At 51.0% G+C, this 22,675-nt stretch carries 22 protein-coding genes; 6 read left to right on the top strand and 16 right to left on the bottom strand.

The genetic code is table 11. The features are described from left to right. Window positions 1-4: 4 nt before the first annotated feature. From GIW82_RS10040 to GIW82_RS09995, 10 genes are all read right to left on the bottom strand, one after another. On the bottom strand, window positions 5-1,138 hold the full coding sequence (locus tag GIW82_RS10040) for a thiolase domain-containing protein (RefSeq protein ID WP_154749817.1): 1,134 nt from the start codon (window positions 1,136-1,138) through the stop codon (window positions 5-7). Then, window positions 1,135-2,622, bottom strand: a complete 1,488-nt coding sequence (locus GIW82_RS10035) for a class I adenylate-forming enzyme family protein (RefSeq protein WP_154749816.1) — start codon at window positions 2,620-2,622, stop codon at window positions 1,135-1,137. The genes GIW82_RS10040 and GIW82_RS10035 overlap by 4 nt, the downstream gene beginning before the upstream one ends. Further along, entirely contained in the window at window positions 2,623-3,105 is a 483-nt protein-coding gene (locus GIW82_RS10030; protein ID WP_154749815.1) for a PCC domain-containing protein, read from the bottom strand. Further along, entirely contained in the window at window positions 3,098-3,844 is a 747-nt protein-coding gene (locus GIW82_RS10025) for an SDR family NAD(P)-dependent oxidoreductase (RefSeq protein WP_154749814.1), read from the bottom strand. The genes GIW82_RS10030 and GIW82_RS10025 overlap by 8 nt, the downstream gene beginning before the upstream one ends. A 12-nt stretch (window positions 3,845-3,856) precedes the next feature. Continuing rightward, window positions 3,857-5,182, bottom strand: coding sequence for a TRAP transporter large permease (locus tag GIW82_RS10020; RefSeq protein ID WP_154749813.1), 1,326 nt, complete (start codon window positions 5,180-5,182; stop codon window positions 3,857-3,859). Next, window positions 5,179-5,670, bottom strand: coding sequence for a TRAP transporter small permease (locus GIW82_RS10015; protein ID WP_154749812.1), 492 nt, complete (start codon window positions 5,668-5,670; stop codon window positions 5,179-5,181). The genes GIW82_RS10020 and GIW82_RS10015 overlap by 4 nt, the downstream gene beginning before the upstream one ends. Before the next feature lie 12 nt (window positions 5,671-5,682). After that, on the bottom strand, window positions 5,683-6,699 hold the full coding sequence (locus GIW82_RS10010; protein WP_154749811.1) for a DctP family TRAP transporter solute-binding subunit: 1,017 nt from the start codon (window positions 6,697-6,699) through the stop codon (window positions 5,683-5,685). 11 nt (window positions 6,700-6,710) lie between these two features. After that, window positions 6,711-8,033: a (Fe-S)-binding protein gene (locus GIW82_RS10005; RefSeq protein WP_154749810.1), complete on the bottom strand. Its 1,323-nt coding sequence runs from the start codon at window positions 8,031-8,033 to the stop codon at window positions 6,711-6,713. Then, a complete protein-coding gene (locus tag GIW82_RS10000) occupies window positions 8,020-9,435 on the bottom strand; it encodes an FAD-linked oxidase C-terminal domain-containing protein (protein WP_230309356.1) in 1,416 nt (471 codons plus the stop codon). The genes GIW82_RS10005 and GIW82_RS10000 overlap by 14 nt, the downstream gene beginning before the upstream one ends. Before the next feature lie 426 nt (window positions 9,436-9,861). Beyond that, window positions 9,862-10,965 (bottom strand): CdaR family transcriptional regulator, encoded by a 1,104-nt coding sequence (locus GIW82_RS09995; protein WP_230309355.1) that lies wholly within the window; start codon window positions 10,963-10,965, stop codon window positions 9,862-9,864. Window positions 10,966-11,233: 268 nt separating this feature from the next. Here GIW82_RS09995 and katA point away from each other — a divergent pair, with 268 nt between their 5' ends. Then, window positions 11,234-12,694, top strand: coding sequence for a catalase KatA (gene katA / locus GIW82_RS09990; protein ID WP_154749809.1), 1,461 nt, complete (start codon window positions 11,234-11,236; stop codon window positions 12,692-12,694). A gap of 57 nt (window positions 12,695-12,751) precedes the next feature. Here katA and GIW82_RS09985 read toward each other — a convergent pair whose 3' ends face one another. After that, a complete protein-coding gene (locus tag GIW82_RS09985) occupies window positions 12,752-13,219 on the bottom strand; it encodes an RDD family protein (RefSeq protein WP_154749808.1) in 468 nt (155 codons plus the stop codon). A gap of 205 nt (window positions 13,220-13,424) precedes the next feature. Between GIW82_RS09985 and GIW82_RS09980 the strand changes: the two genes are divergently transcribed. Further along, window positions 13,425-14,408, top strand: a complete 984-nt coding sequence (locus tag GIW82_RS09980) for a cation diffusion facilitator family transporter (protein ID WP_154749807.1) — start codon at window positions 13,425-13,427, stop codon at window positions 14,406-14,408. A 58-nt stretch (window positions 14,409-14,466) separates the two neighbouring features. Here the strand turns inward: GIW82_RS09980 and GIW82_RS09975 are convergent, their stop codons facing one another. Beyond that, window positions 14,467-15,867: a protoporphyrinogen oxidase gene (locus GIW82_RS09975; RefSeq protein WP_154749806.1), complete on the bottom strand. Its 1,401-nt coding sequence runs from the start codon at window positions 15,865-15,867 to the stop codon at window positions 14,467-14,469. Between the two features lie 151 nt (window positions 15,868-16,018). On the opposite strand from GIW82_RS09975, the gene GIW82_RS09970 reads away from it, so the two are divergent. Beyond that, on the top strand, window positions 16,019-16,579 hold the full coding sequence (locus tag GIW82_RS09970; protein ID WP_154749805.1) for a nitroreductase family protein: 561 nt from the start codon (window positions 16,019-16,021) through the stop codon (window positions 16,577-16,579). Between the two features lie 447 nt (window positions 16,580-17,026). After that, window positions 17,027-17,191, top strand: a complete 165-nt coding sequence (locus tag GIW82_RS09965; protein WP_154749804.1) for an AI-2E family transporter — start codon at window positions 17,027-17,029, stop codon at window positions 17,189-17,191. 54 nt (window positions 17,192-17,245) lie between these two features. Here the strand turns inward: GIW82_RS09965 and GIW82_RS09960 are convergent, their stop codons facing one another. Both GIW82_RS09960 and GIW82_RS09955 read right to left on the bottom strand, forming a co-directional pair. Continuing rightward, window positions 17,246-17,959, bottom strand: a complete 714-nt coding sequence (locus GIW82_RS09960; protein WP_154749803.1) for an anti-sigma factor — start codon at window positions 17,957-17,959, stop codon at window positions 17,246-17,248. Beyond that, window positions 17,952-18,518, bottom strand: a complete 567-nt coding sequence (locus GIW82_RS09955) for an RNA polymerase sigma factor (RefSeq protein WP_154749802.1) — start codon at window positions 18,516-18,518, stop codon at window positions 17,952-17,954. The genes GIW82_RS09960 and GIW82_RS09955 overlap by 8 nt, the downstream gene beginning before the upstream one ends. Before the next feature lie 235 nt (window positions 18,519-18,753). Between GIW82_RS09955 and GIW82_RS09950 the strand changes: the two genes are divergently transcribed. Both GIW82_RS09950 and GIW82_RS09945 read left to right on the top strand, forming a co-directional pair. Continuing rightward, on the top strand, window positions 18,754-20,085 hold the full coding sequence (locus tag GIW82_RS09950; protein ID WP_154749801.1) for a hypothetical protein: 1,332 nt from the start codon (window positions 18,754-18,756) through the stop codon (window positions 20,083-20,085). Window positions 20,086-20,142: 57 nt separating this feature from the next. Next, a complete protein-coding gene (locus GIW82_RS09945) occupies window positions 20,143-21,102 on the top strand; it encodes a class F sortase (RefSeq protein ID WP_154749800.1) in 960 nt (319 codons plus the stop codon). A gap of 77 nt (window positions 21,103-21,179) precedes the next feature. Here GIW82_RS09945 and GIW82_RS09940 read toward each other — a convergent pair whose 3' ends face one another. Together GIW82_RS09940 and coaW are read right to left on the bottom strand one after the other, a co-directional pair. Further along, window positions 21,180-21,617: a hypothetical protein gene (locus GIW82_RS09940; protein WP_154749799.1), complete on the bottom strand. Its 438-nt coding sequence runs from the start codon at window positions 21,615-21,617 to the stop codon at window positions 21,180-21,182. A 142-nt stretch (window positions 21,618-21,759) separates the two neighbouring features. Then, entirely contained in the window at window positions 21,760-22,587 is an 828-nt protein-coding gene (coaW, locus tag GIW82_RS09935; protein ID WP_154749798.1) for a type II pantothenate kinase, read from the bottom strand. Between the last annotated feature and the right edge of the window lie 88 nt (window positions 22,588-22,675).

The following is a 22,675-nucleotide window of genomic DNA, read 5'->3' as shown; positions in this document are numbered from 1 at the left end:
CCCGTTACACCCTCTCTAAAATGTGGACAGTCGAGTAGGAACCTGTGCCACCCAGATTTTGTGCCATGGCGAGACGCGGCAGTTTCGGCACCTGATTGGCGGCGTTGCCGCGCAATTGGCGGACCAATTGGTAGATCTGTGCGATGCCGGTCGCGCCGATCGGATGGCCGCGCGACAGAAGTCCGCCGCTCGTGTTGACCGGCTTGTCGCCATCCACTTTCGTGCGTCCTTCTTCGACCGCTTTCCAGCCTTCGCGGCGGTTGAAGAAGCCGAGTTCTTCCGTCGCGATGATTTCCGTCATCGAGAAGCAGTCATGGATTTCCACGACGTCGATGTCTTCCGGTCCGACGCCCGCTTTTTCGTAAGCGCGTCTGCCGGATTCCCCGATTGCCGGAATCGACAGCAGATCGATCGCATCCTGCATTTTCGTCGGTCCCGACACTTGCGCGGATGCCCGCACATGGACAGGTGACTTTTTGCGTGAAATGACGACTGCCGCAGCGCCGTCCGTCATCGGCGAGCAATCGAACAGGCCGAGCGGATCGGTGATCATGCGCGCGTTCATGATTTCTTCGATGGATGTCGGTTTCGGGAATTGCGCCAGCGGATTGTTGACGCCGTTTTCGCGGTTTTTCAATGCGACGCGCGCCAAATGCTCTTTCGAAGCGCCCGTTTCGTGGAAATAACGGTTCGCCAGCACACCGAAAAATCCAGGGAACGTGAGACCCGCATTCTTTTCATTCGTCGTCGTATCCATTGCAGCGTTGATTGCCTGCGTGACATCCGGTGTGGATGCGTGTTTCATCTTTTCCACGCCTGCGACGAGTACCGTGTCGTATTCACCGCTCATGATGCCGAGCAGGCCCTGGCGAAACGCGATACCGCCGGATGCGCAGGCGCCTTCCACTTTCGTGGACGGAATATAGCCGAGGCCGAGTTCGTTCGCAACGATCGCGCCAAGGATCTCCTGGTTGGAAATGCTGCCGCCCATGAAGTTGCCGACGAAGACCGCGTCGATTTTCGGACGTCCCGCATCGCGCAATGCTTCCGCGCTTGCCTCGAGCAATAGTTCTTTCAAAGACGATTCCAACGTGCCGAACTTCGTCATGCCGATGCCGTGAATATAAGCGTTCGTCATTTTGCCACCTCCGCGTGCTGCTGTTTCATTTCGCGCTTCAGGATTTTGCCGTACGAGCTTTTCGGCAATTCGTCGACGATGTGGATTTCTTTCGGTTTCTTGAATGATGCCAGGTTTTCTTTGCACAGCTCGATCAATTGTTCCGCCGTCACTTCTTCTTTGCCGTTTGGCACAACAAACGCGATGACGTTTTCGCCCCATTTGTCGTCCGGCATGCCGACGACGCATGTTTCCTTGACGCCTGCGTGCAGGTTCAGCACTTCTTCCACTTCGCGCGGGTAGATGTTCACGCCGCCCGAGATGATGACGTCTTTTTTGCGGTCGACGATGTGGATATATCCCTGATCGTCGCGCCAGCCGAGGTCGCCCGTATGGAGCCAGCCGTCGCGCAATGTTTCGGCTGTCGCTTTTTCGTTGTTCCAATAGCCCTGCATGACGAGCGATCCTTTGGCGATGATTTCGCCGACTTCGCCGTTCGGCACTTCTTCGTTGTCGTCGTTGACGATTTGCACATCCGCGAATATCCCGATGCGCCCGCATGACGTGAGGTGATCGCGGATTTCGTTGCGCGGCATCATCGTGATGCACATCGGCGCTTCCACCTGGCCGTAAGTCTCGACGAAAATATTGCCCGCTTTGTCGAGCGCTTCTTCCAGCTTGCTTGCCGCGATTGGCGAACCCGCCATATTGATCGATTTGACCGTCGCCAGTTTCGACGCATCGAAATTCGGGTGCTGGATCATCAGGTTGACCATTGTCGGAACGAGGAACAGAACGGACACTTTGTCTTCCACGAGATGGTCCAGGAATTCCTCCGGCTCGAATTTGCTGTAGACGCGCTGCGTGAGGCCGTACAGCCAGGCGACGTGGCTCAGGAAGTTCGCGCCGTGCGTGAGCGGCGCTACGTGGCCGATGATGTCCTCATAAGTGACTTCACAAACCTGCGCGAGCGACAATGCACCTGCAATGATATTCCGGTGCGACAGCATGACGCCCTTCGGATTGCCCGTCGTCCCCGATGTATACATGATGGCGAACAGGTCATCTTCGCCGACGTCCGCCTTATGAAGCCCACCGAGATGCGAAGCGACTTCTGCTTCATAGTCCTCGCCGATATAAAGGACCGGCAATTCACCATCCAAACCGATGGCATCGATCAACTCTGCATCCCCGATGATGAGGCTGAGCGACGCATCTTCAATCATGTAACGGTGCTCTTTCGGGTGTAGCCGGTAATTGAGCGGCACTTTCACGACGCCCGCGAGAGCCGTCGCCACATCCAATTCCACATGCTCCAGGCGGTTCGACATCAAAATGCCGACACGGTCCCCTTTGCCGATGCCCATCTTCTTGAAATATGCAGTGAGGGCTCCTGCACGCGCGCTGAATTCTTTATACGTGAACGACCGATGATCGTCGATGACTGCTGTCTTATCAGGGTAGGCATGCGCTGAACGCATCGCCAATTGGCCCAATGTTTCCATTTACTTTCCACTCCTTTGCGAAAATTGAAATACCGGCAAGCCCCAATGAGCATCTTTGCCGCGCTGCAAATCCATGTCCAGCGGGAAAATAATGAATTCGATCGTGACTGCAACCGGATTCTCATCCGCAATGAAATGTCCGCCGTCCAGACGGCCGTCGCAATCGATGAGCATGCCGTGGAAATGGACGTCCACTTCCCCGTCCTCCCCTTTGCCGACGAATCCGCTTCCCGAAAGCAATTCCACTGCCGAATTCGATTGACGCTTCTCCGAGTATTGGATCAGTCCGCCTTCACCGGCGCGCTCAACCTGCAGATAACTCGCATACTTCAAAGACCCGAAGCATTGGAAATGAGCCGACTCCACACCAAAATGACTGCATACTTCCTTGATTCCTGTAAAAAGATCCGTATCTTTCTTTAAGCGCCCGGCAATCCGCTTTGCCCCTTCGTCGTACACGGCTTGTAAGCGTTCGTTATCCAATGGAAATGCCCCCGTCCACTTTTAGCACTTGCGAAGTGGTATAGCTGGACTCCCTTGAAGCGAAATACATGACAGCATAGGCGATGTCGCTCGGCTGCCCCATCCGGTCGATTACCTGGTTGCTCGTATCGTAAGCGACACCGGCCGTGATGCCTGTCGCTGTTGCTCCCGGTGCGACCGAGTTGCACGTGATGCCGTATTTGCCGAGTTCTTTTGCGACCCATTTCGTGAGGGCGATGATGCCGCCTTTGGAGGCGGAATAAGCCGGGCCGGAACGTCCATTTTCATCCCCGCCGGAAACAACGCCGCCATTGATGCCGGAAACGGAAGAAATATTGATGATGCGGCCATATCCTGCTTCTTTCATATGCGGATAGACGGCAGCCTGGATGAACAGGAATGCCGCTTTCAAGTTCGTATCGAGATCGCGGTCCCAGTCCTCCAAAGTCATCGTTTCGATGTTCTTGCGGCTCGCCGTCCCGGCGTTATTGACGAGGATTTCGACGCTGCCGTATTTTTCAACGGCGCGGTTCACGACCGCCTTGACGAATTCGGGATCGCGGATGTCACCGAGACATTCAAGGTGTTCCGCATCTCCGAGAAGCCCGATTGTTTTTTCGCATGAATTCAAGTCGACCAATACGACACGCGCGCCTTCTTTCGCGAGCTGTACCGCGACTTCCTGACCGATGCCGTTCGCGGCACCAGTGATGATTGCTACTTCGTTTTCCATTTTCATTTCTTCATCCCCTTATTTAACTTCTAATAGATCCGGCAAGAACGTAGATAGCACCGGAATATATGTAACAAGCATCAAGACAACGATTGCGGCGATGACGAATGGCACCACGCCTCTTGATATTTCAACAATGTTCGTTTTGGATATCCCTGCCGCTACGTAAAGGTTCAAACCGACTGGCGGTGTGAACAGGCCTATCGCCAGGTTCATGACAACAAAAACACCGAAAACCGTTGGGTCCACTTCCAGTAAAATGATGATCGGCAATAGGATCGGAACAAAAATATAAAGAGCTGAAATGGCGTCGATGAATGCTCCTGCAATTAACAGGAGAACGTTCAATAACAGCAGAATGATAATCGGGTTCGACGTCAAGCCCATGATGCCGTCTGAAATTGAACGGGCAATCTGCTCGGTCGTAATGATGTAGGCGAATACGGATGCCGCACTGACAATGATCATGACGACCGCTGTCTGGAGCGCCGCTTCCACAAGAATCGTATACATCTTGCTGAAGGTATGTTTACGGTTCATGAAGATGCCGACAATCAACCCGTACACCACAGCGACAACTGCCGCTTCGGTCGGCGTGAAGAAACCGCCGTAGATCCCGCCGAGGATGATGACCGGAATCATCAAGCCGGGCAAAGCTGCCAGGAACGCCTGCCAGATTTCTTTCCCGCTCGCTTTTTTCACGCTGACGCCTTCCTGCGGGTGGAATTCTCCGCGTTTGACCATTTTTGCACGGACAAACATTGCTGCACTGATGAAAGCGATGCCCATCAGGATACCTGGAATGACTCCTGCCATGAACAGACGGTTGATGGTGACAGGAATCTGGTCACCGGCGACGACCGCAAAGACGATGAATGCGATACTCGGCGGGATAACGATTCCGATTGCACCGGAACTCGCAACGAGCGCCCCGGCTGTTTCTTTTTTAAAGCCGTTTTTGACCATCGCGGGAATCAGGATCCCCCCGAGCGCTGCTACAGTAGCCGGGCCGGAGCCCGAGATGGCTGCGAAGAAAATCGCAACGAGCACAGTAACGAATACGACGCCGCCTTTCATGTGGCCGACGAGCGCCTGCGCAAAGTCGATGAGCCGTTTCGAAATGCCGACATGCTCCATGATGACTCCCGCAAGAATAAAGAACGGAATCGCAAGCAATGTGAACTTCGCTACGCTTGTGTACATGATGTCAGTGACCATTTCCAAGCCGAATATACCGCTCGATGTCACCAGTACTGCAAGGGATGAGATCCCAAGGGAAATGGCGATCGGAACACGCAGAAAGACGAGCAGGAAGAATACACCGAACAGTAATAATGCCGTCATTGCACTTCCTCCCCTTTCCGCGGCGCCGAGCCCAGTAATTTCAATTCTTCAATCCCGACCTGGATTGTCCGGATGACGCATAATAATGCGCCGAACGGCAATGCCGCCGACAGAATCCATTGCGGCCAGCCAAGTGCCGGCGTTTTCTGTCCCATATCCATCTGGAACAGGACCATCTGGAGGCCGTACCAAAGCAATACACCGAATAGAATAAGTCCCATAATTGTTGAAAAGACGACGAGCGCTTTTTGCACTCCATTATTCACTTTGTCAAACAACAAAGTGAAGCCGAGGTGTGCGTAACGGCGCACACCTACTGCAGCTCCAACAAATGTCAGCAATACGAATAGATTGATTGTGATTTCTTCAGTAAACGAAAGGGATTGCTCTAAAAAGTTTCGTGACACAATATTAGCGAAGGCAATGATCGTCATCACGAGGAAGGTGATGAACAGGATCACCTCTTCAATATGATTCAAAACTTTCAATGGAAGTCCCCCTTACTCTCCTCGGAACGCGCTTAACAGGTCAGCACCCCAGATGTCTGTGTACTTGTCGTAAACCGGCTGAACCGCTTCTTTGAACTGGGCCAATTCTTCATCAGACGGGTAGTACAGCTTCATGCCGGCTTCTTCCAAAGCTGCAATCTGCTCCGCTTCTTTTTCACGTGCACGTTCTACCTGGAACTCTGCCGCTTCTTTGCCGAGGCGGTCAAACAATTCACGGTCTTCTTCACTCAAAGAATCATACAATTTCTTGTTCATGCCGAGCACAAGCGGATCATACGAGTAGTTCCACATTGTCATGTATTCCTGTACTTCGTTCAGTTTCGAAGAATGGATGACGTCGATCGGGTTTTCCTGTCCGTCGATTGTTCCCTGCTGGAGCGATGTGAACACTTCAGAGAACGTCATTGTCTGCGGATCTGTGCCAAGCTCACGGTAAAGATCTGTGTACATTGTGATTCCTGGAATCCGGATTTTCAGGCCTTTCAAATCTTCCGGCGACTTCACTTCCAATTGGCTGTTCGTCAATTGGCGGAAACCATTTTCACCGTAGCCGAGTGCATGAACGCCTTTTTCAGCCAAGATTTCCTTGATCTTGTCTCCGCCTTCACCAGCAAATACCGGATCCACTTCATCCGTGTTATTGAAGAGGAACGGCGCACTCGCTACACCGAAACGGTCATCAAGAATCGAATAGATGATTGTCGAGTTGAATGTCAGGTCGATCGAGCCTTTCGAAAGACTCTCAACAGCTTTGCCTGAATCTCCGCCCGACAATTGCTCATTTGCATAAAGTTCCAGGTTGATGCGGCCATCCGATTCTTCCGCCAAATCCTCTTTCAATTTTTCCGCTGCTTCATACCATGTCGAAGATTCCGATACAGTCACGGACATTTTCAGATCGTATTCTTTCTCCCCTGCACTTGCATCCGGCTCATCGTTGCCGCACGCCCCCAGTACAAGTGCTGCCGACAAACCGATTGCTGCAAAGCTCCATTTCTTTTTCAACATTCTCTCCACCCCTATTTTTGGTTTTTTTCAATCACTTCGTGCAAAAAGTCCACAATGTGCACCGCCTGCATTTCCCCTTCCAGGCCTTCGCGCTGAATTCCCACCTGCATCTGCATCAGACAGCCCGGGTTGGATGTCACCACCTTCGCCGGCTGCATTTCCTTCACCCCTTTCATCTTCGCGTCGAGGATGCGTTTTGCCATCTCCGGCTGAAGCATATTGTAAATCCCGGCAGACCCGCAGCAGCTTCCTGCGTCGATCAACTCTTTATATTCAAAGCCCGGCGCATCTTCGAGAAGCGAACGTGGCTCCAAAAACACCTTATTGACATTGCGTAAATGGCAGGAATCCTGGTAAGTGACGATGCCTTCGACCGGTGCGGCCAATTGCTTCAGGCGGGCATTCAATCCAAGTTTCACAAAGAGGGAAGAAATATCCGTCATCTTCTGTGAAAACTGTGCCGCTTTGTCCGCATATGCCGGATCCTCTTTCAGATGCTTTTCGTATTCTGAAAGGAACGCACCGCAGCCGCCGGCGTTATTGACGATAAAGTCGACATCGTCCGAATCGAATGCGTCGATATTAGCGCGTGCGTTGCGCAAGCCTTTTCCGAGCTCGCCGCTGTGGCCGTGAAGTGCGCCGCAGCATTGCTGCTCTTTCGGGATGACGACTTCCGCACCGAGCCATTCGAGCATCTCAATCGTTTTGCGGTTCGTCTCCTGGAACAACGTGTCCATGAGGCATCCTGAGAAGAAGGCGACGCGCGTCGTCTGCTTTTTGAGTACAGATGGCTTCTTTTTCTTGCTTTCGATATCCGGAAGCACGCCTTCCATCTCTTTCATGAACGGCGGGAACAAGTTGAGAAAGCCGATTTTCCGCGTCGCTTTCTGCAATCCTGACTTCTGATAAAATTTCACGAGCTTCACGGTGCCAGCCATTTTCTTCTGATCCGCGAACAGACCGTCGAATGCCGCTTTCCGGATGACCTTTTCGGAAATGTCTTTCGGCTTCACCTGTTCGATTGCGACGCGTGTTTCTTCTATAAGAGCGCCGTACTCCACGCCAGCCGGACAAGCCGGCTCGCATGCCCTACAGCCGAGGCACATATCGAAGGAGCCTTTTACCGATCCATCCCATACGACATCCCCGTCCCGCATCGCCTTCATGAGTGCAATGCGCCCTCTCGGCGAATGGCTTTCATCATGATTGGTTGCCAAGTACGTCGGACATGCCGGCAGACAAAATCCGCAGCGCATGCAATCCATTAAATACTCTTCACTCACATGCTCCTTGAACGAATCCTGCATCCGCTGTTGCAGTTCAGTGACCACCATGCACCACCAGCCTCTTCTTGGTTTCTTTGGCGAACATCTTGCCTGGGTTCATGATGTTTTGCGGGTCGACCGATTGCTTGATGTGCTTCATCAGCTGCATGCCGCTTGCGCCTAACTTCCACTCGAGATACGGCGATTTCATTTCGCCGACACCGTGTTCGCCGGTGATTGTGCCTCCAAGCTCAATCGCGACGTGGAAAATTTCGTCCAGCGCTTTCTCGACGCGTGACATTTCTTCTACGTCCCGCGTATCGGTCAGACACGTCGGATGAAGATTGCCGTCTCCCGCGTGTCCGAATGTATTGATTTGCACATCATATTTTTCAGCGATTTGCTGGATGGCTTTCACCATCCTCGCGATTTCCGAACGCGGTACGGTCGCATCTTCAAGGATTGTCGTCGGTCGTTTTCTTGATAGCGCCGACAAGGCGACACGCCTCCCCGTCTTCAAGCCTTCCGCCTCTTCCTCCGTTGCCGCCAGGATCGCTGAGGTCGCGCCTTGCTCCTGTGCGATGGCAATCATTTTCTGGATGTCCTGCGTCACTTGTTCTTCCGGTCCGTCCTGCTCCATCAGAAGCATCGCTTCCGCGTCCCTCGGCAAACCGATCGACATGAAATCCTCCACAGCGTGAATAGTGCCTTTGTCCATGAATTCCAGCGTCACCGGAATGATTTTATCAGCGATGATCGCCGACACCGTCCGCGCCGCATCTTCCAATGAATTGAAGTAGGCGATGCCGGTTTTTTTCGTCTGTGGCAACGGAATCAATTTCAGCGTGATTTCCGTTATGATGCCGAGCGTTCCTTCCGAACCGACCATAAGCGACAACAGATCGTATCCTGCAACGTCTTTTGCGAGCTTGCCGCCGAGTTTCATGATGCCGCCGTCCGGCATGACAACCGTAAGCGCTTTCACATAATCTTTTGTAACACCGTATTTAAGGCCGCGCAGCCCGCCCGAATTTTCACTGACATTGCCGCCGATGGTTGAGATTTTCATCGAACTCGGATCCGGCGGGTAAAAGAGGCCGTTTTTTTCGACATAATTGCTGAGGTCCTGGGTGATGACACCCGGCTGGACGGTGATAGTCAGGTTGTCTTCATCCAGTTCGATAATGTCCCGCATATTATTGAAGAGCAGAACAACTCCTCCCTGCGAAGGCACCGTGCCTGCTGCCAGATTCGTACCGGAGCCCCTTGTGACGATCGGGATTTGTTCTTTTGCACAAAGCTCCACAATCGAAGCTACTTCTTCCGTGCTTTTCGGAGACAACACAAGATCCGGTTTGTGTTGGAAATTGGCTGTCGCATCGTATGAATAAGCCATTAATTGCGCCTGTGTATGTTTTGCATTTTCCGTTCCGACTATTGTGATGAATGGTTCGAATGATTGCGTCTTCAACTGTCTATCTCCTCCGTTCGTTGAAGGTTTCTATTAATGATAATATTCTAATTATTATAACTCTATATACATTTGTACAAATTTCGACAATTTTCACTCTTCTTTTTTGGACGAAAGCACAAAGAGCTTTTTAGATAGATAAGTTGAACTTGATACTTTTCCCGATATTCCGTAAAACAGCTCCACTTTGCGACGAAGCAGCGAAGCGATGCAGGAGCACATTTTTGTCCTTCTACGCTGTTTTACTCCATATCTCTGCACATTTAGAAATGAAGTATGGTACCAAATATCTTCTACTCTCTCTAGAAGAAAGAGCGGAAGATGGCGAAGGGTAAAAACGTGCTTCGTTATAAAGCATTGGCTGAACTTCCTCCGGCCAATAAAAAAGAAGCAACCTCCCCCATACATAGGTGGAAGATTGCTTCTTCAGCCGCTCTGCTTTCGCTTGGCAAGCCGGATGGCCGTGTATAAGAGTGCGAGGTCGCGGTTGTCATTCAGCCGGACGTCCAGTAATTGTTCAACTTTGTTCAGGCGATAACTCAATGTGTTTTTGTGGATGTGCAAGTCATCGGCGACTTCTTTCAGTGATTTTCCGCTTGTCAGCCACACTTCGAGATTGTGCAGCAGCTCTTCCTGCTCAAACAGCGGTTCAATCGTTCTCCGCAGAAATTCCGCCTGGATGTCTGCAGGGATTGCCGCATAGAGAAGCTCCAGCTTCAATTCTCCCTCAAAAACGATCCGCCCTTGTTTCACGGAAACGTCCAGCGCGATTTCCGCCTGTTCGAATGATTTCCTCAGTTCCGTAAACTCCACGACTTCGCCGATGCCGACCGGTAAGCTGCGTTTCGAACGCTTCCCCAGCTTCTTGGACAGATCTATTAGCCCGTCGCTCAATGTGTCGCGTGGCATATCCGGCAGTAGCAGTCCCATCTTTTCGAGGCCCCAACGGAAAATCTTCAGCTCCGGATGGATGATCTGGACTTTCTCCAGCCGCTCCACATCGGCGATTTCCATTTGCTGATCGGTCCGGATCAAGGCGATGCGCCGGTAAAGGCTTGTGTCCAAGTTGATCAGTTTTGCCCGTTCCATCATCGCTTCAGGCGATGATGGACCTGTCACTAAATCGAAGATGAAAAATTCGATTTCACGCGTGTGCCGCTCCCGCTCCTGACGCGCAATCGAATCAGTGATGAACAACTCTGCTACTTTCCGTACAAGCTTGGCGTACTTCCCGACTTCCTCGGGCTTGCCCGTGATTCCGATGACGCCGATCGGGGTGCTGCCGATGATGATCGGCATGACGATCCCCGGTCGGACACCCGTCAGTCGCTCACACATTTCTTTTGTCATATGAAGTTCTGTCTGGTTTTTCATTGAAAGCGTCGCGCCTTCGTGAAAAGTATTCAGACGAAGGGGATCTGTACTCGCAATAATAAAACCATTCCGGTCCGTGATGATGACGTGTGTGTCGATCAGCGCACTCAATTCTTGTACGATCGCATCACTGAATTCCTGCAAATCAAACAACATGCTTCGCCTCCCCATTCGTTATTGTTCATCCTACACCCAGTACATAAAACTATACAAGTCGCTTTTTGGAAGAGGTAGGAAACAATGGTTTATAACTTTTTTTATGATGGCATACTAAAGTTATCTGAATTGTGTCCAAATCGTGTGATTGCATGGCCTGCTCCTCCTTTTATTTATAATGATTATCAATAAGGATTGATTTCAATGTGCAAACTGGTATAATAAGAGGTGCAATAGTCACACAAAAATGAGAATGAGGTGTTCAAGCATGACAGAAAGAAAAACTTTGACGACTTCTTGGGGCGCTCCAGTCGGAGACAACCAGAACTCGCAGACAGCTGGACAGCGCGGCCCGGTCCTTCTACAAGATGTTCATCTTCTTGAGAAATTGGCACACTTTAACAGAGAGCGTATTCCTGAGCGTGTCGTTCACGCAAAAGGCGCCGGTGCGCATGGTTACTTCGAAGTAACGAACGATTTGTCGAAATACACGAAAGCTGCTTTCTTGTCGGAAGTCGGCAAAAAGACGGATATGTTCATCCGTTTCTCTACAGTAGCTGGAGAGCTTGGATCTGCAGATACAGTACGCGACCCACGCGGATTCTCAGTGAAATTCTATACAGAAGAAGGAAACTATGATCTGGTCGGAAACAACACGCCGATCTTCTTCATCCGTGATGCGATCAAATTCCCTGACTTCATCCATACACAAAAACGCGATCCAAAAACACACTTGAAGAACCCGAACGCAGTATGGGATTTCTGGTCATTGTCTCCTGAGTCTTTGCACCAAGTCACTTACTTGATGGGCGACCGCGGAATTCCTGCGACGCTTCGCCACATGCACGGGTTCGGAAGCCATACATTTAAATGGACGAACGCTGAAGGCCAATCTCACTGGGTGAAATATCACTTCCTGACAGAGCAGGGCATTCAGAACATCACACAGGAAGTAGCTGATAAGATTGCCGGCGAAAATCCTGACTTCCACACGGAAGATCTTTTCTCTGCAATCGAAAACGGGGACTTCCCTGCTTGGACATTGTACGTACAGATCATGCCGTTGGAAGATGCGAACACGTACCGCTTCGACCCGTTCGATGTAACGAAAACATGGTCTCACAAAGACTACCCATTGATCGAAGTCGGCCGCATGACGTTGAACCGCAACCCGGAAAACTATTTCGCGGAAGTGGAACAAGCAACATTCTCTCCTGGTACTTTGGTTCCTGGCATCGACGTATCACCCGATAAAATGCTTCAAGGCCGTTTGTTCGCTTACCACGATGCACACCGCTACCGCGTAGGTGCGAACCACCAGATGCTACCGATCAACGCAGCGAAGAACCAAGTGAACAACTACCAACGCGATGGCGCCATGAACTTCGGCAACAACGGCGGCGGTTCAGTTTACTACGAGCCGAACAGCTACGGCGGACCAGCTGAATCTGCAGCTGCAAAACCAGCTCCACTTGCAGTCGAAGGCGTAACGGACGCTGTTCCTTACCGCGACGAAGATTTCTATACACAGCCTGGCGACCTATACCGCCTGCAAAGTGCAGAAGAGCAAGAGCGTCTTGTTGCGACATTCGTCGGCGGCTTGAGCGCTGTCACGAAAGAAGACATCAAAACGCGCATGGTCGACCACCTGTATAAAGCGGATCCGGAATTCGGAACACGCGTTGCACAAGGACTGGGCATCGAAGTTCCAGGACTTGCGACAAACTGATTGTCGTATAACTAAAAGAGGAAACCCAAATACGGGTTTCTTCTTTTTTAATTGTCCTCAACGAAGTCTTTCGTTATACGGATTCCCTAACACATACGTCTTGGCCATTTTGTCATGGAGCCCTTGCTTATGGTCATCGATGCCGACCATCAAGAAACCGAAGAACAAAAGAAGAGTCGAAGGCGTGTAGCCAAGATAACGCCACACCGAGCGGAAAAACCCGATTCGTCCTCCATCTTCCCCGACCACTTTCAATCCGAACGCAAGCTTCCCTAAAGTGCCCTGTAATTTTGAAGCGGTCATCAAGCCGAAATACAAGATGCCGACCGCCAAGTTTCCCAGCAATAAATACAACTCGGTTTCAGGCGAATAAAAGCCGGTGAGTTCATCGAAACTCAAGCCCTCCCTCCGGTAAATGATGAAGCCTTGGATCGCTCCGAGTGGAATTGCCAAAACGAGCGAATCAATCAAGGTCGCGCAAAAACGGATCCAAAAACCGGCGTACTTCCTTTGGTACTCCCTCATAACTCCTTCTCCCTCCCTTATGTATTTTTTCTCTCTGCCTTAAAAGATGAGTGCTTCATACTATTATAAACAGAAAATAGAACATAGAAAATAGATTGCCGAAAAATGTAGGCGAGTCCCTTCTTTCCTGTTCACCTTATCAGGTTTGGCATTCCACCAAGTCCGGGTATGGAGAAAGAATGAGAATACAAGGGGGCAAGCAAATATGAAAGAGCTTTTAAAATTGCTACGATTCGGCTCCAAATCAGCCTTATGGGCAGCCATTATCAATACAGTTCTCGGCATCATCAAAACCGGCGCCTACTTGATTACCGGCAATGTTGCGATGTTCGCCGAAATGATGCACAGCTTCGGTGATGCCGCCAACCAGTTTTTCGTTTTCATCGGCTCGGCATTGAGTAAAAAAGAGCCGACCGAACGCTTTCCCGGTGGCTTCGGGCGGGTCGTGAACCTCGTCTTGCTCGGTGCGGTCCTGATTGTCGCCATCTTGGCGTACGAAACCATCATCGAAGGGATCCACCACATCCAGACAGCCGTCCACTCCGAAGACTGGTTCTGGCTCAACATGGGTGTTCTTGGCGTCGCTATCGTCCTTGAATCCTTCGTTCTCTACAAAGCAATGAAGGAAGTAACGGAGAACCTTCCGAAAGAGCAGATCAAAGGACTCAAAATCATTCCTGCGAGTTACAAGCACGTCAACAAAGCAAAGCCGGCAACCAAATTGGTCTTCCTGGAAGATAACGTCGCAGTCGGTGGTGCGATCATCGCAGCGCTCGCCATCGTCATCGCGACCTATACACCTTGGCACAGCGCAACAGGATATGCTTCTGTCATCATCGGTCTTGCGTTGATCCTCGTCGTCGGGCGTATTTTCTTAGATAACGCTGCCGGTGCACTCGGAGCTGCGGACGTGAAAATGCAGGCGCGGATGGGTGCTAAAATCTTATTACATCCTAAAATCCACGATATCCAGGACTTGAACGTCATCACGGAAGGAGACAGCCTGCATGTCGAACTCCGCGTGGAAGTCGAAGCGAATATGACAGTCAAAGAAGCGGATGAGATCCGTGACTACCTGGAGGCGAAGATCGTAGAACAAGTCCCGAACGTCACAGACATCATCATCGAGTTCGATCAACTTGACGACATCAAGCACTGGATCTCAAGTCCGGACGACACATCGAAATAACTGCACAAAAACTGCCCTTGCTTGACCTGTCGTTCCGGTCAAGCAAGGGCAGTTTCAATTAGTCCAACTTATTCAACTGTTCCGCGATGCTCTCCGCTAAACCCTTGCCGTTCTCGATACAAGCACCGATACCGACGCCGTAATAGGAAGAGCCCGCAAGATGGATGTTCGGGACAAGCTCCGCCATTTTTTCTTCGAGTGTCGCGATCGCACCTTTATGAGCAAGGCGGTAGTTCGGCATCAAATCGCGCCAGTTGGTCACTTCGACCGTACGGGGCTGTTCTTTCAAGCCGAGACTTTGCTCGATATCCGCCAAAGCCACTGCGACCAGTTCTTCTTCCGTCATAGCGTTCAATTCCACAAAGCGCGGATTGATGCTCTTGTAGAACAGACGCAGAAGCAAATGTCCGTTATCGGATGTGTGCGTCCACTTCCGGCTCGTCCATGTGCACGCGTTGCAAACGAGGGCGCTGTCTTTCGCTACGATGAAGCCCGTGCCGTCTGCAGGCAGCTGTGAGTCTGGAATATCGAAACCGAGGTAGATGCTGATGAGGCTCGAGTTGTGCAAATTCCCGAATGCTTCATCCAGCTCGCCTAGTGCAAGCATCTCTTGCGCAGCCTGGTGCGGTGTCGCCAAGATGACGTAATCCGCACCGAGTGTCTTGCCATTTTGAAGCGTCACTTCATAACGCTCCCCTGACTTCGTGATTCTCTCCACTGCCGCACCTTTCAGAACAGTGGCACCTTTTCCGAGCCTTTCTTCCAGCCGGTCGATCAGGACCGACAATCCCCCGTCGAACGAGATGAATTTCTTGTTGGCTGCCGCTGCGAACTTCTCCTGATTCGCTTCGAAGCCGCCAATGATGCTGCCGTACTTGTTTTTGTAATCGAGTAAGTATGGCAATGTCGAAGCAAGCGATAGCTCATACAAATCTCCTGAATAGACGCCGGACAGCACAGGCGCGACCTGCTTCTCGACCAATTCCTTCCCGAGGAACGCCTCCAGGAACTCACCGATCGAGCTTTCTTTCGTAAAGCGGTCGTTCGGTGTCTCGAAATCTTTCAGTGCTTCTTCCTTTCCTTCCGCCGACACGAGCGTCGAACGGAGCAGCGCATCTTTATTCATCGGAATGCCGAAAACCGTCTCCGCCGGAATGGCGTGCAAGCCCGTTCCGGTGTGCAAATAGGAAATGCCGGTGCCATTATAGACGAGACGGTCCCCGAGTTCCAGCTCTTCCACAAGTGGCATGACGCTCGCATGACGTGCAACGATCGAATCCGCTCCTGTCTCCATCGTGAACGTGGTCTCCTCGACTGTCCGGATTTTGCCGCCGAGTGCCTCATCCCCTTCGATGACGGTCACTTCCAGCGCAAGTCCGTTGTCCCGCTTCAACTGCTGCAAATAGTGGGCAGCGCTGAGGCCAGTAATGCCGCCGCCGACGATGACGATTTTTTTCATCTCGATCCACTCCTTCTCATTGCCTCCATTTTACCAAGAAATAAGCGAAGAAACGCGTGTGAACTTTGACGAATTCTCAACGCTTCGTTTGATTTTCTTCCGGCAAACTGGTTTGATGGAGAGGAAATGTATTTCAGAAGGGGCGAAAAACATGAAGAATCCAATCGACCAGGCGATCATGAGTCGCAGATCAATCAAAAAATTCAAACCGGCACCGGTCGCGACCGAGGAAATCATCGAGCTCCTCAATGTCGCCAAATGGGCACCGAACCATAAAGTAAACGAACCATGGCGCTTCCAGCTCTACACAGGGGATGGCAAGGAGAAATTCGTACAAGCATACGTTGATGCTATGCCGAAAGTGGACGGCGCAACGCCACAGAAAGTGTTGAACAAAGCGAATTATTTCCGCGACATCCCGGTCCACCTGGTTGTCATCATGCCGGAAGATCCGCGCCAGCGCCGCTGGGATGAAGATTACGGAGCGGTCGCTTCCATGCTCCAGAACTTCCAGCTCGCAGCATGGGAACGCGGCATCGGGATGATCTGGCGCTCGAACGACTGGATTTACGATCCCGTGTTCCGCGAAGCGATTGGCGTCAAACCTGGCGAGAAAATTGTCGCGACGATGATGATCGGCTATGCTGCGCACGTGCCTGAAAAGCGTGAGCGGACGGATGTGCGGGAGAAAATGGTTGTTATTGATAAATGAAGATATGGCAGCCGGAGAGGATGGATTTCTCTCTGGTTTTTTTATTTGATTTGGAAAAAGAGGCATGGGTGGATTGGTGAAGCGGCCGCTTGTCGCTTAGGACATGGCTCCTGGGTGCTGGCGGATGTTTTCAGAACAGGGAGCGACTTTGATAACGGTATATTTTACCCTTATTCTTGAATAATCGACTTTTCATGCTCAAATAAGCGGAATTTTTACCGCTATTCTTCAAAATCTTTACGATTCATGCCGCTTTTGTGAAAATAACAGGAATTTTTACCGTTATTTCAGTGAATTTCGCTGGTATTCTATGAATAAGGGTAATTTTTACCGTTATTTTCAGGACGTCAGAGGCGCAAGCCCCGTTATGCCCTTGGCTTCAATTGGAAAGTTGGCCACTAATGCAAATTCGCTTTTTCAGCCTGTTTCAATCATTGCTGCGGGTGTTTGATTCCGGGAGTCGAATATTCCATTATCCAAGGTCTGTTCGCGATGGTCACGAATGTCATTCCGTTCGTCGGACCATTTATCGGCGTTGCCCCGGCAGTCATCATCGCTTTTTTCCAGAACATTTACCGGCTCATCAAATTGCGCTATCCGGAAATGCGGTGAACCAAAAAGCTGCAGCCGTTCTCCAAATGGAGAGAGGCTGCAGCTTTTCGTGATTCAGATTTCTGAACTGAGGACAATTTCGCCTGCAGGTGTTTCATTGCCGCCCTGCGGTTCTTTCGTGATGGCGATGGTGTCCCAGTCCTCTATGCTTCCATTCAGCTTGTAGACCGCAGCCCCTTCGCCTGAGCCGTTCGGGGTGAAAGCGCCTGTCGGGATCGGCTGCCCGTCCTTCAATAACCATACTTGATAAACTTCCGTGCCGGTGAGTTCTTCCAGTTCCCCTGCCTGCACGACGACGTTCAGCGTCTCTTCTTCATTGACGATCGCCGCGGTTGCATTGCCGCCGAACTCTTCACTCGGCTGGAGTGCAACCGACCGCAACACAGCTTCTTCAGCTACTTCCTGCTGTCCGGAATTCTGCATGAGCGCGTAAAGGTTGCCTAGCAGCGATAACAGCAGGATCGCTGCAAGAAGCGGTGTCAGCCAATTGCGTTTCGGCGCTTTCTTCGGTGCTGCCATCGGTAATGATTTCGGCGACGGAGCCGCTGCGGGTTTCTCTTCTTCTTCAAAAACATTCGCGAGGATGCGTGCTTTCATTTCCACTGGAGGCTCCACCGCTTCCGCCAGATAAGGGAGCTCTCCGGTGACTTCTACAATCTCCCGGCAATCTTCACATCCGGCGAGATGTGCTTCAAATTCCTTTTCCTCTTCCTCTGATAACATCGCATTTAAATAATCGACCAGTCTTTCACAATTCGCGTTATTCATCGAAAGCCCCCCTTTCTTGCATCGCCTGCAGAGTTTTCTTCAATTTCTTGAGTGCCAGCCTGATCCGGCTCTTGACCGTTCCGAGCGGAATGCCGCATAAATCCGCAATCGCTTCGTGCGTATGTCCCTTGAAATAGAATAGGTTGATGATGGTTTGCTGTTCCTCGGAAAGCGCTGAGACGGCGGATGCCACTTGCTCTTTCTTATCTTGCCACTCGGCAAGTGTTTCCACTGCCGGTTCCCCGCTCTCCATTTCTGCTACTTCATCCATTGGCACCAGCGGCTTCTTCTGCTTCCGGATCAAATCAACCGCAGCATTTTGTGCCATCCGGAACAGCCAGGAAGTGAACTTTCCTTTACTTTCATCGTATTCCCCTTTGCCGCGCCACACTTTAATGAACACTTCCTGCAGCGCTTCTTCCGCCAAATCCCGCTCACCTGTCATCTTATATAGAAAAGAAAAAAGAATCTTTTCATAGCGGTCGTACAAAGACTCCAATGCCTCTTTGTTTCCGCTCCTGACCTGTGAGTAAAGTAGCGCATCTGTACTTTTCTCCATCGCCGTACCCCTTTTTTGCTTTGTCGTTCTATCAGCTTACTATAACTGGACGGCCAGGAATATATTCTGCAGGTAAAAAACAATTCATCTCATTCTCATTTCTACCTATATAACGCAACCGAACGGATTTTAGTTCACTTTCAATCTTTTTCAAATTCTTTTCAAAAAAAGTGATCCATTTCGAAATCCCCTCCGTTATGCCAGTAAGAAATAAAAAAACAAGGAGTGTTGGATGATGAAATGGAGAAAATTTTTAGCACCTGTATTAGGAGCGGCAATCTTGATTCCGGGCATGGGCATTACAGTAGCAGCGGAGGAAATGCCGAAGACGGACACCACGGGAGTGGAGCTCCGGGCGACTCTAGACCATCTATTGTCTGAGCATTACGCATTGGCAGTCGATTCCATGATGAAAATCTATGACGGCGACCCTGGAGCAGAAGCAGCGCAGATGGCACTCGATGCCAACTCGGAAGACATGCAGCCGGTCATCGCTTCCGTCTACGGTGAAGAAGGCGGCGTACAGTTCGAAGAAATCTTCAGCAAGCACAACATGGGCACTGACGAATACGCAGCTGCTGTCAAAGATGGCAACGAAGAAATGAAGCAGGAAGCATTGGAAGAAATCCAGTCATTCGTGGATGAGATGGGTGCTTTCCTCGGCGCAGCGACTGAAGGCAATTTGCCTGAAGAAGGCGCGACAGCGGCACTTCGTGAACACGAAGACCTTGTACAAAGCACATTCGACCACTACGCAGCTGGTGAATACGAATCTGCATACACAGCTTACTTGGATGGCTTTAAACAGATCTTCGGCGCAGGTGGTGCAATCAGCGGAGCAATCGCAGCACAATTCCCTGACAAATTCACGGACCCGAACACACCGGCCGGCGACTTCCGTTCGACAGTGAACCGCATTGCGGCAGAGCACTTTGCACTGGCACAGCTCAGCATGACAAAAGGCTTTAACGGTGCAGAAGACTTTGACTTCGCTGATTGGGCACAGGACCAGAACACGGAAGAATTCCGCGCAGCGATCGCTTCCATCTACGGTGAAGAAGCAGGCAAGCAATTTGCACAGCTTTGGAACAACGGGCATATTTCCGTACAAAGTGAATTGGCTTCCGCCCGTGCCACAGAAGATATGGATGCTGCAGATAACGCCATCAATACTTTGACGGCAACATTCGCAACGGACCTTGGCACATTCCTGAGCACTGCGACAGAAAACCGCATGCCTTTGGATGAAACCATCGCAGCGGTGACAGCTCACGAAACGTCTGTCACGGATGCATTCAACCAGTACGTCTCCGGTGACTACGAAATGTCTTACGAAACGTACCGTACAGGCTATGCGATTATGTTCGATATCGGCAAAGGCCTGAGCGCAGCGATCGTCGACCAATTCCCGGAAAACTTCAGCATGGTGGCACCGGATAAAATGCCGGCTACCGGTTTTGGCGGCACAGTGAACCAGTCGAACACAATGGTTCTTTGGGCAGCGATGAGCATGTTGATCATGCTGTCAGCTGGAACAATGGTCTACCGCCAAAGAAAACAATCATAAGCTAGTGGCAGAGGGAGCGCACAGCTCTCTCTTTCCGCTTGAAAGGAGGATGAGGAAATGAAGCAGATTGCAACGATGGCTGCAGCAGTTCTCTTATGTACGGTTCTGTTTTTTATCCTTGAACCATTCGCCAGTGTCCAAACAGATAAAGAAGAATTCCCGCTCCCAGCAGCGGCCGTGAAAAGCGGATTCGGTGCTGCCGTACAAGAAATCGACAAAATCGCAGAATTCCCCATCCTTCCCGAACAGCGAAAAAAACTCGAGTCGCTGCAGCAAAAGCGATTGGAAAGCACACAAGGAATGGAGCCTGCAAAAATCGAGATTCCTTCTCTTGGCCTGGCAGCGAACATCGAGCCGACCGGCGTTCTTGAAAACGGAGAAATGGGCGTTCCCGAAAACATTGAACAAGTCGGCTGGTTCGAACCTGGTTTTAAAGTCGGTACGAAAGGCAATGCCGTTCTCGCCGGACATGTTGATAGTCTGACGGGACCGGCGATCTTCTACCACTTGGAGAAGATCGAAGCGGGAGAGCTTGTAAAAATCACGGACGCAAACGGCCGTGAGATGGTTTTTGAAGTGAAAGAAAAGAGCAGTTATGTGACGGATCAGGCACCCATCGGAGAAATTTTCGGCGCATCGGAGAAAAGGATGATCAATTTGATCACCTGCACAGGGGATTTCGACAGGAATATCGGTTCCCACGAACAGCGTCTCGTTGTCTCAGCCGAACTGATCAGTGATTCGGATTTACCGGAAGAAGTGCCGGAAGCGCCGCAAAACGTCGTGGCAACTTCCACCACTCTTTCTTGGCATGCCGCCCGGAATGATGCCATCATCGGTTACCGCGTTTATGAAGAGGATCCCCGAAGCGGCGAGATGAAAAAAGTCGAAACGGTTTCGCTGTTCGACCGCAAGAAACTGGCGATCCAGCCCGATGACAGCAAACGCTATTTCGTCGTCTCGGTCGATGTGGATCTGAACGAATCCGAAAAAGCCGAAGCGCAACGCCCGGATTGACGGCGATCAAAATGAAAAAGCAGCGGTCCCTCTCTTTTTTTGAGACGGACTGCTGATTTTATTTGTTATATGGATACTCACTGCTCAACCTTGATGAACCTCGGTTCATACTCCGACAGCACTTCAACGATTTCGTTCCCGCTCAAATACAGATGATGCTCGAGTGCCGGATGCGTTTTGCTGTTCACCAGAGGATTCCGGTCGAACCATTCGATGTATTCCGAATTGGATACTTTGTAAAAATGCAAAGCATCTTTGTCTTTCAATCCGCTGTATTCCCTCTCCCTGCTCAGCAGATCAAAACGCCCGTACTCCGTGGAAAACCGGTACGACCAGACATAGTATTCAACCGGGGAAATGGGCTGGTCATAGATCACTTCAATCAGCGCCCCCGTTTCATCTGTAAAAGAGATTTTCAAATGATCCATATACGCGGTAACTTGCAGGAAGCCAAGACTTGCATGGTTGCGGCCTTTGATGAACGTCACCGGCTGCCAGGCGTGGAGTTTTTCCATATTCTTTCCCCTTTCTTTCGGCTTCACTTAAATTTCCTCCATTATTTCCCATTACCTTCTGATTGTCAATCCATTCAATACGTGAAAAACGAAAAAGCAGCGGCTCCGAACTTGTACGTCCGGAGCCGCTGCTCTCAAAAAATCATATCTTCGTTTCTTTTTCTTTGCTTTCCAGACTGATCATCGCCCCGACCGCTCCTGAGAACTCCCCGTTCTCCAAGAACAATGGCGAAGCGCCGCGCAGTTTTGTGTAGCTGACGACGATTTCTTTCAGCAGGTCGTTTTCGTGGAACGACGAGCCGATGTAGATGATCGTGTTGCTCCGGCATTGCCGGGCCGTCTGAACGCTGACGGTGCTGACGGTTTCGCCGACGAGGCCCATGACGGTCGCGAGCAGGTCTTCTTTCGGCATGTCTTCCGCACCCGAGAACAGGTCGTTGCCGAAATTGCTCGCGGTCAATTCACCTGAAATAGGCGGTTCTTTGCCTTCATAAATATGCTTCACTTTCAGGTCGATCCGTTCACGTGATCCCTGTTCTGCGAGCCGCACGATTTCGTCAAAGTGTCTTACGCCGGTCAGCAAATAACCGAGTCCGACAAGCGTGCCACCGCCGACACCCGTGCCGCCGAGACGTTCATGGCTGTCGCCGTGGATGCAATGAATCGACGTGCCGGTCCCGACATTGGTGATCAAGTAATCGGTGTCCGTACGCCCCATCCGGCCGAGCAGGAAGCGGACGCCGCGATGCGTCGCTTCGAACTCCACCATTTCCTTCGCTTCTTTCTGCAAATGGGAAATGAAGACGCCTGACTTCCCGCCTGTTACGCATACTTTGTAATTTTCTAATCCGTTGACCCATTCCGCCACTCCTTCGAGTTCAGCGATCGGATACTTCCGGACGTGAAATTTTTCCCCTTCGCGGTAAGCGACTTTCAATAGCGTGCCACCCGCGTCAATTCCTACAAACATGTCCTGCACCTTCTCTTCCCCGCATCCCCCTAGGAAATGCCCCCTGAATTCACACACTGTTGAAATTCTACCACAAAGCTTCCATCCG

The sequence above is a fragment of the Planomicrobium sp. YIM 101495 genome, assembly GCF_009707665.1.
Taxonomy (GTDB): Bacteria; Bacillota; Bacilli; order Bacillales_A; family Planococcaceae; genus Planococcus.
Note: the sequence above shows the minus strand (reverse complement) of the source record. Positions and strands in the feature narration are given on the sequence as shown.

Excerpts from the sequence above, each read along its gene's own strand:
- GIW82_RS09950 (WP_154749801.1), top strand. The coding sequence starts at position 18,754 with ATGAAATGGAGAAAATTTTTAGCACCTGTATTAGGAGCGGCAATCTTG.
- GIW82_RS09970 (WP_154749805.1), top strand. The coding sequence starts at position 16,019 with ATGAAGAATCCAATCGACCAGGCGATCATGAGTCGCAGATCAATCAAA.
- GIW82_RS09985 (WP_154749808.1), bottom strand. The coding sequence starts at position 13,219 with ATGAGGGAGTACCAAAGGAAGTACGCCGGTTTTTGGATCCGTTTTTGC.
- GIW82_RS09980 (WP_154749807.1), top strand. The coding sequence starts at position 13,425 with ATGAAAGAGCTTTTAAAATTGCTACGATTCGGCTCCAAATCAGCCTTA.
- GIW82_RS09975 (WP_154749806.1), bottom strand. The coding sequence starts at position 15,867 with ATGAAAAAAATCGTCATCGTCGGCGGCGGCATTACTGGCCTCAGCGCT.
- GIW82_RS09940 (WP_154749799.1), bottom strand. The coding sequence starts at position 21,617 with ATGGAAAAACTCCACGCCTGGCAGCCGGTGACGTTCATCAAAGGCCGC.
- GIW82_RS10010 (WP_154749811.1), bottom strand. The coding sequence starts at position 6,699 with ATGTTGAAAAAGAAATGGAGCTTTGCAGCAATCGGTTTGTCGGCAGCA.
- GIW82_RS10025 (WP_154749814.1), bottom strand. The coding sequence starts at position 3,844 with ATGAAAATGGAAAACGAAGTAGCAATCATCACTGGTGCCGCGAACGGC.
- GIW82_RS09945 (WP_154749800.1), top strand. The coding sequence starts at position 20,143 with ATGAAGCAGATTGCAACGATGGCTGCAGCAGTTCTCTTATGTACGGTT.
- katA (WP_154749809.1), top strand. The coding sequence starts at position 11,234 with ATGACAGAAAGAAAAACTTTGACGACTTCTTGGGGCGCTCCAGTCGGA.
- GIW82_RS10005 (WP_154749810.1), bottom strand. The coding sequence starts at position 8,033 with ATGGTGGTCACTGAACTGCAACAGCGGATGCAGGATTCGTTCAAGGAG.
- coaW (WP_154749798.1), bottom strand. The coding sequence starts at position 22,587 with ATGTTTGTAGGAATTGACGCGGGTGGCACGCTATTGAAAGTCGCTTAC.
- GIW82_RS10035 (WP_154749816.1), bottom strand. The coding sequence starts at position 2,622 with ATGGAAACATTGGGCCAATTGGCGATGCGTTCAGCGCATGCCTACCCT.
- GIW82_RS10040 (WP_154749817.1), bottom strand. The coding sequence starts at position 1,138 with ATGACGAACGCTTATATTCACGGCATCGGCATGACGAAGTTCGGCACG.
- GIW82_RS10020 (WP_154749813.1), bottom strand. The coding sequence starts at position 5,182 with ATGACGGCATTATTACTGTTCGGTGTATTCTTCCTGCTCGTCTTTCTG.
- GIW82_RS09995 (WP_230309355.1), bottom strand. The coding sequence starts at position 10,965 with ATGTTGTTTGATTTGCAGGAATTCAGTGATGCGATCGTACAAGAATTG.
- GIW82_RS09955 (WP_154749802.1), bottom strand. The coding sequence starts at position 18,518 with ATGGAGAAAAGTACAGATGCGCTACTTTACTCACAGGTCAGGAGCGGA.
- GIW82_RS09960 (WP_154749803.1), bottom strand. The coding sequence starts at position 17,959 with ATGAATAACGCGAATTGTGAAAGACTGGTCGATTATTTAAATGCGATG.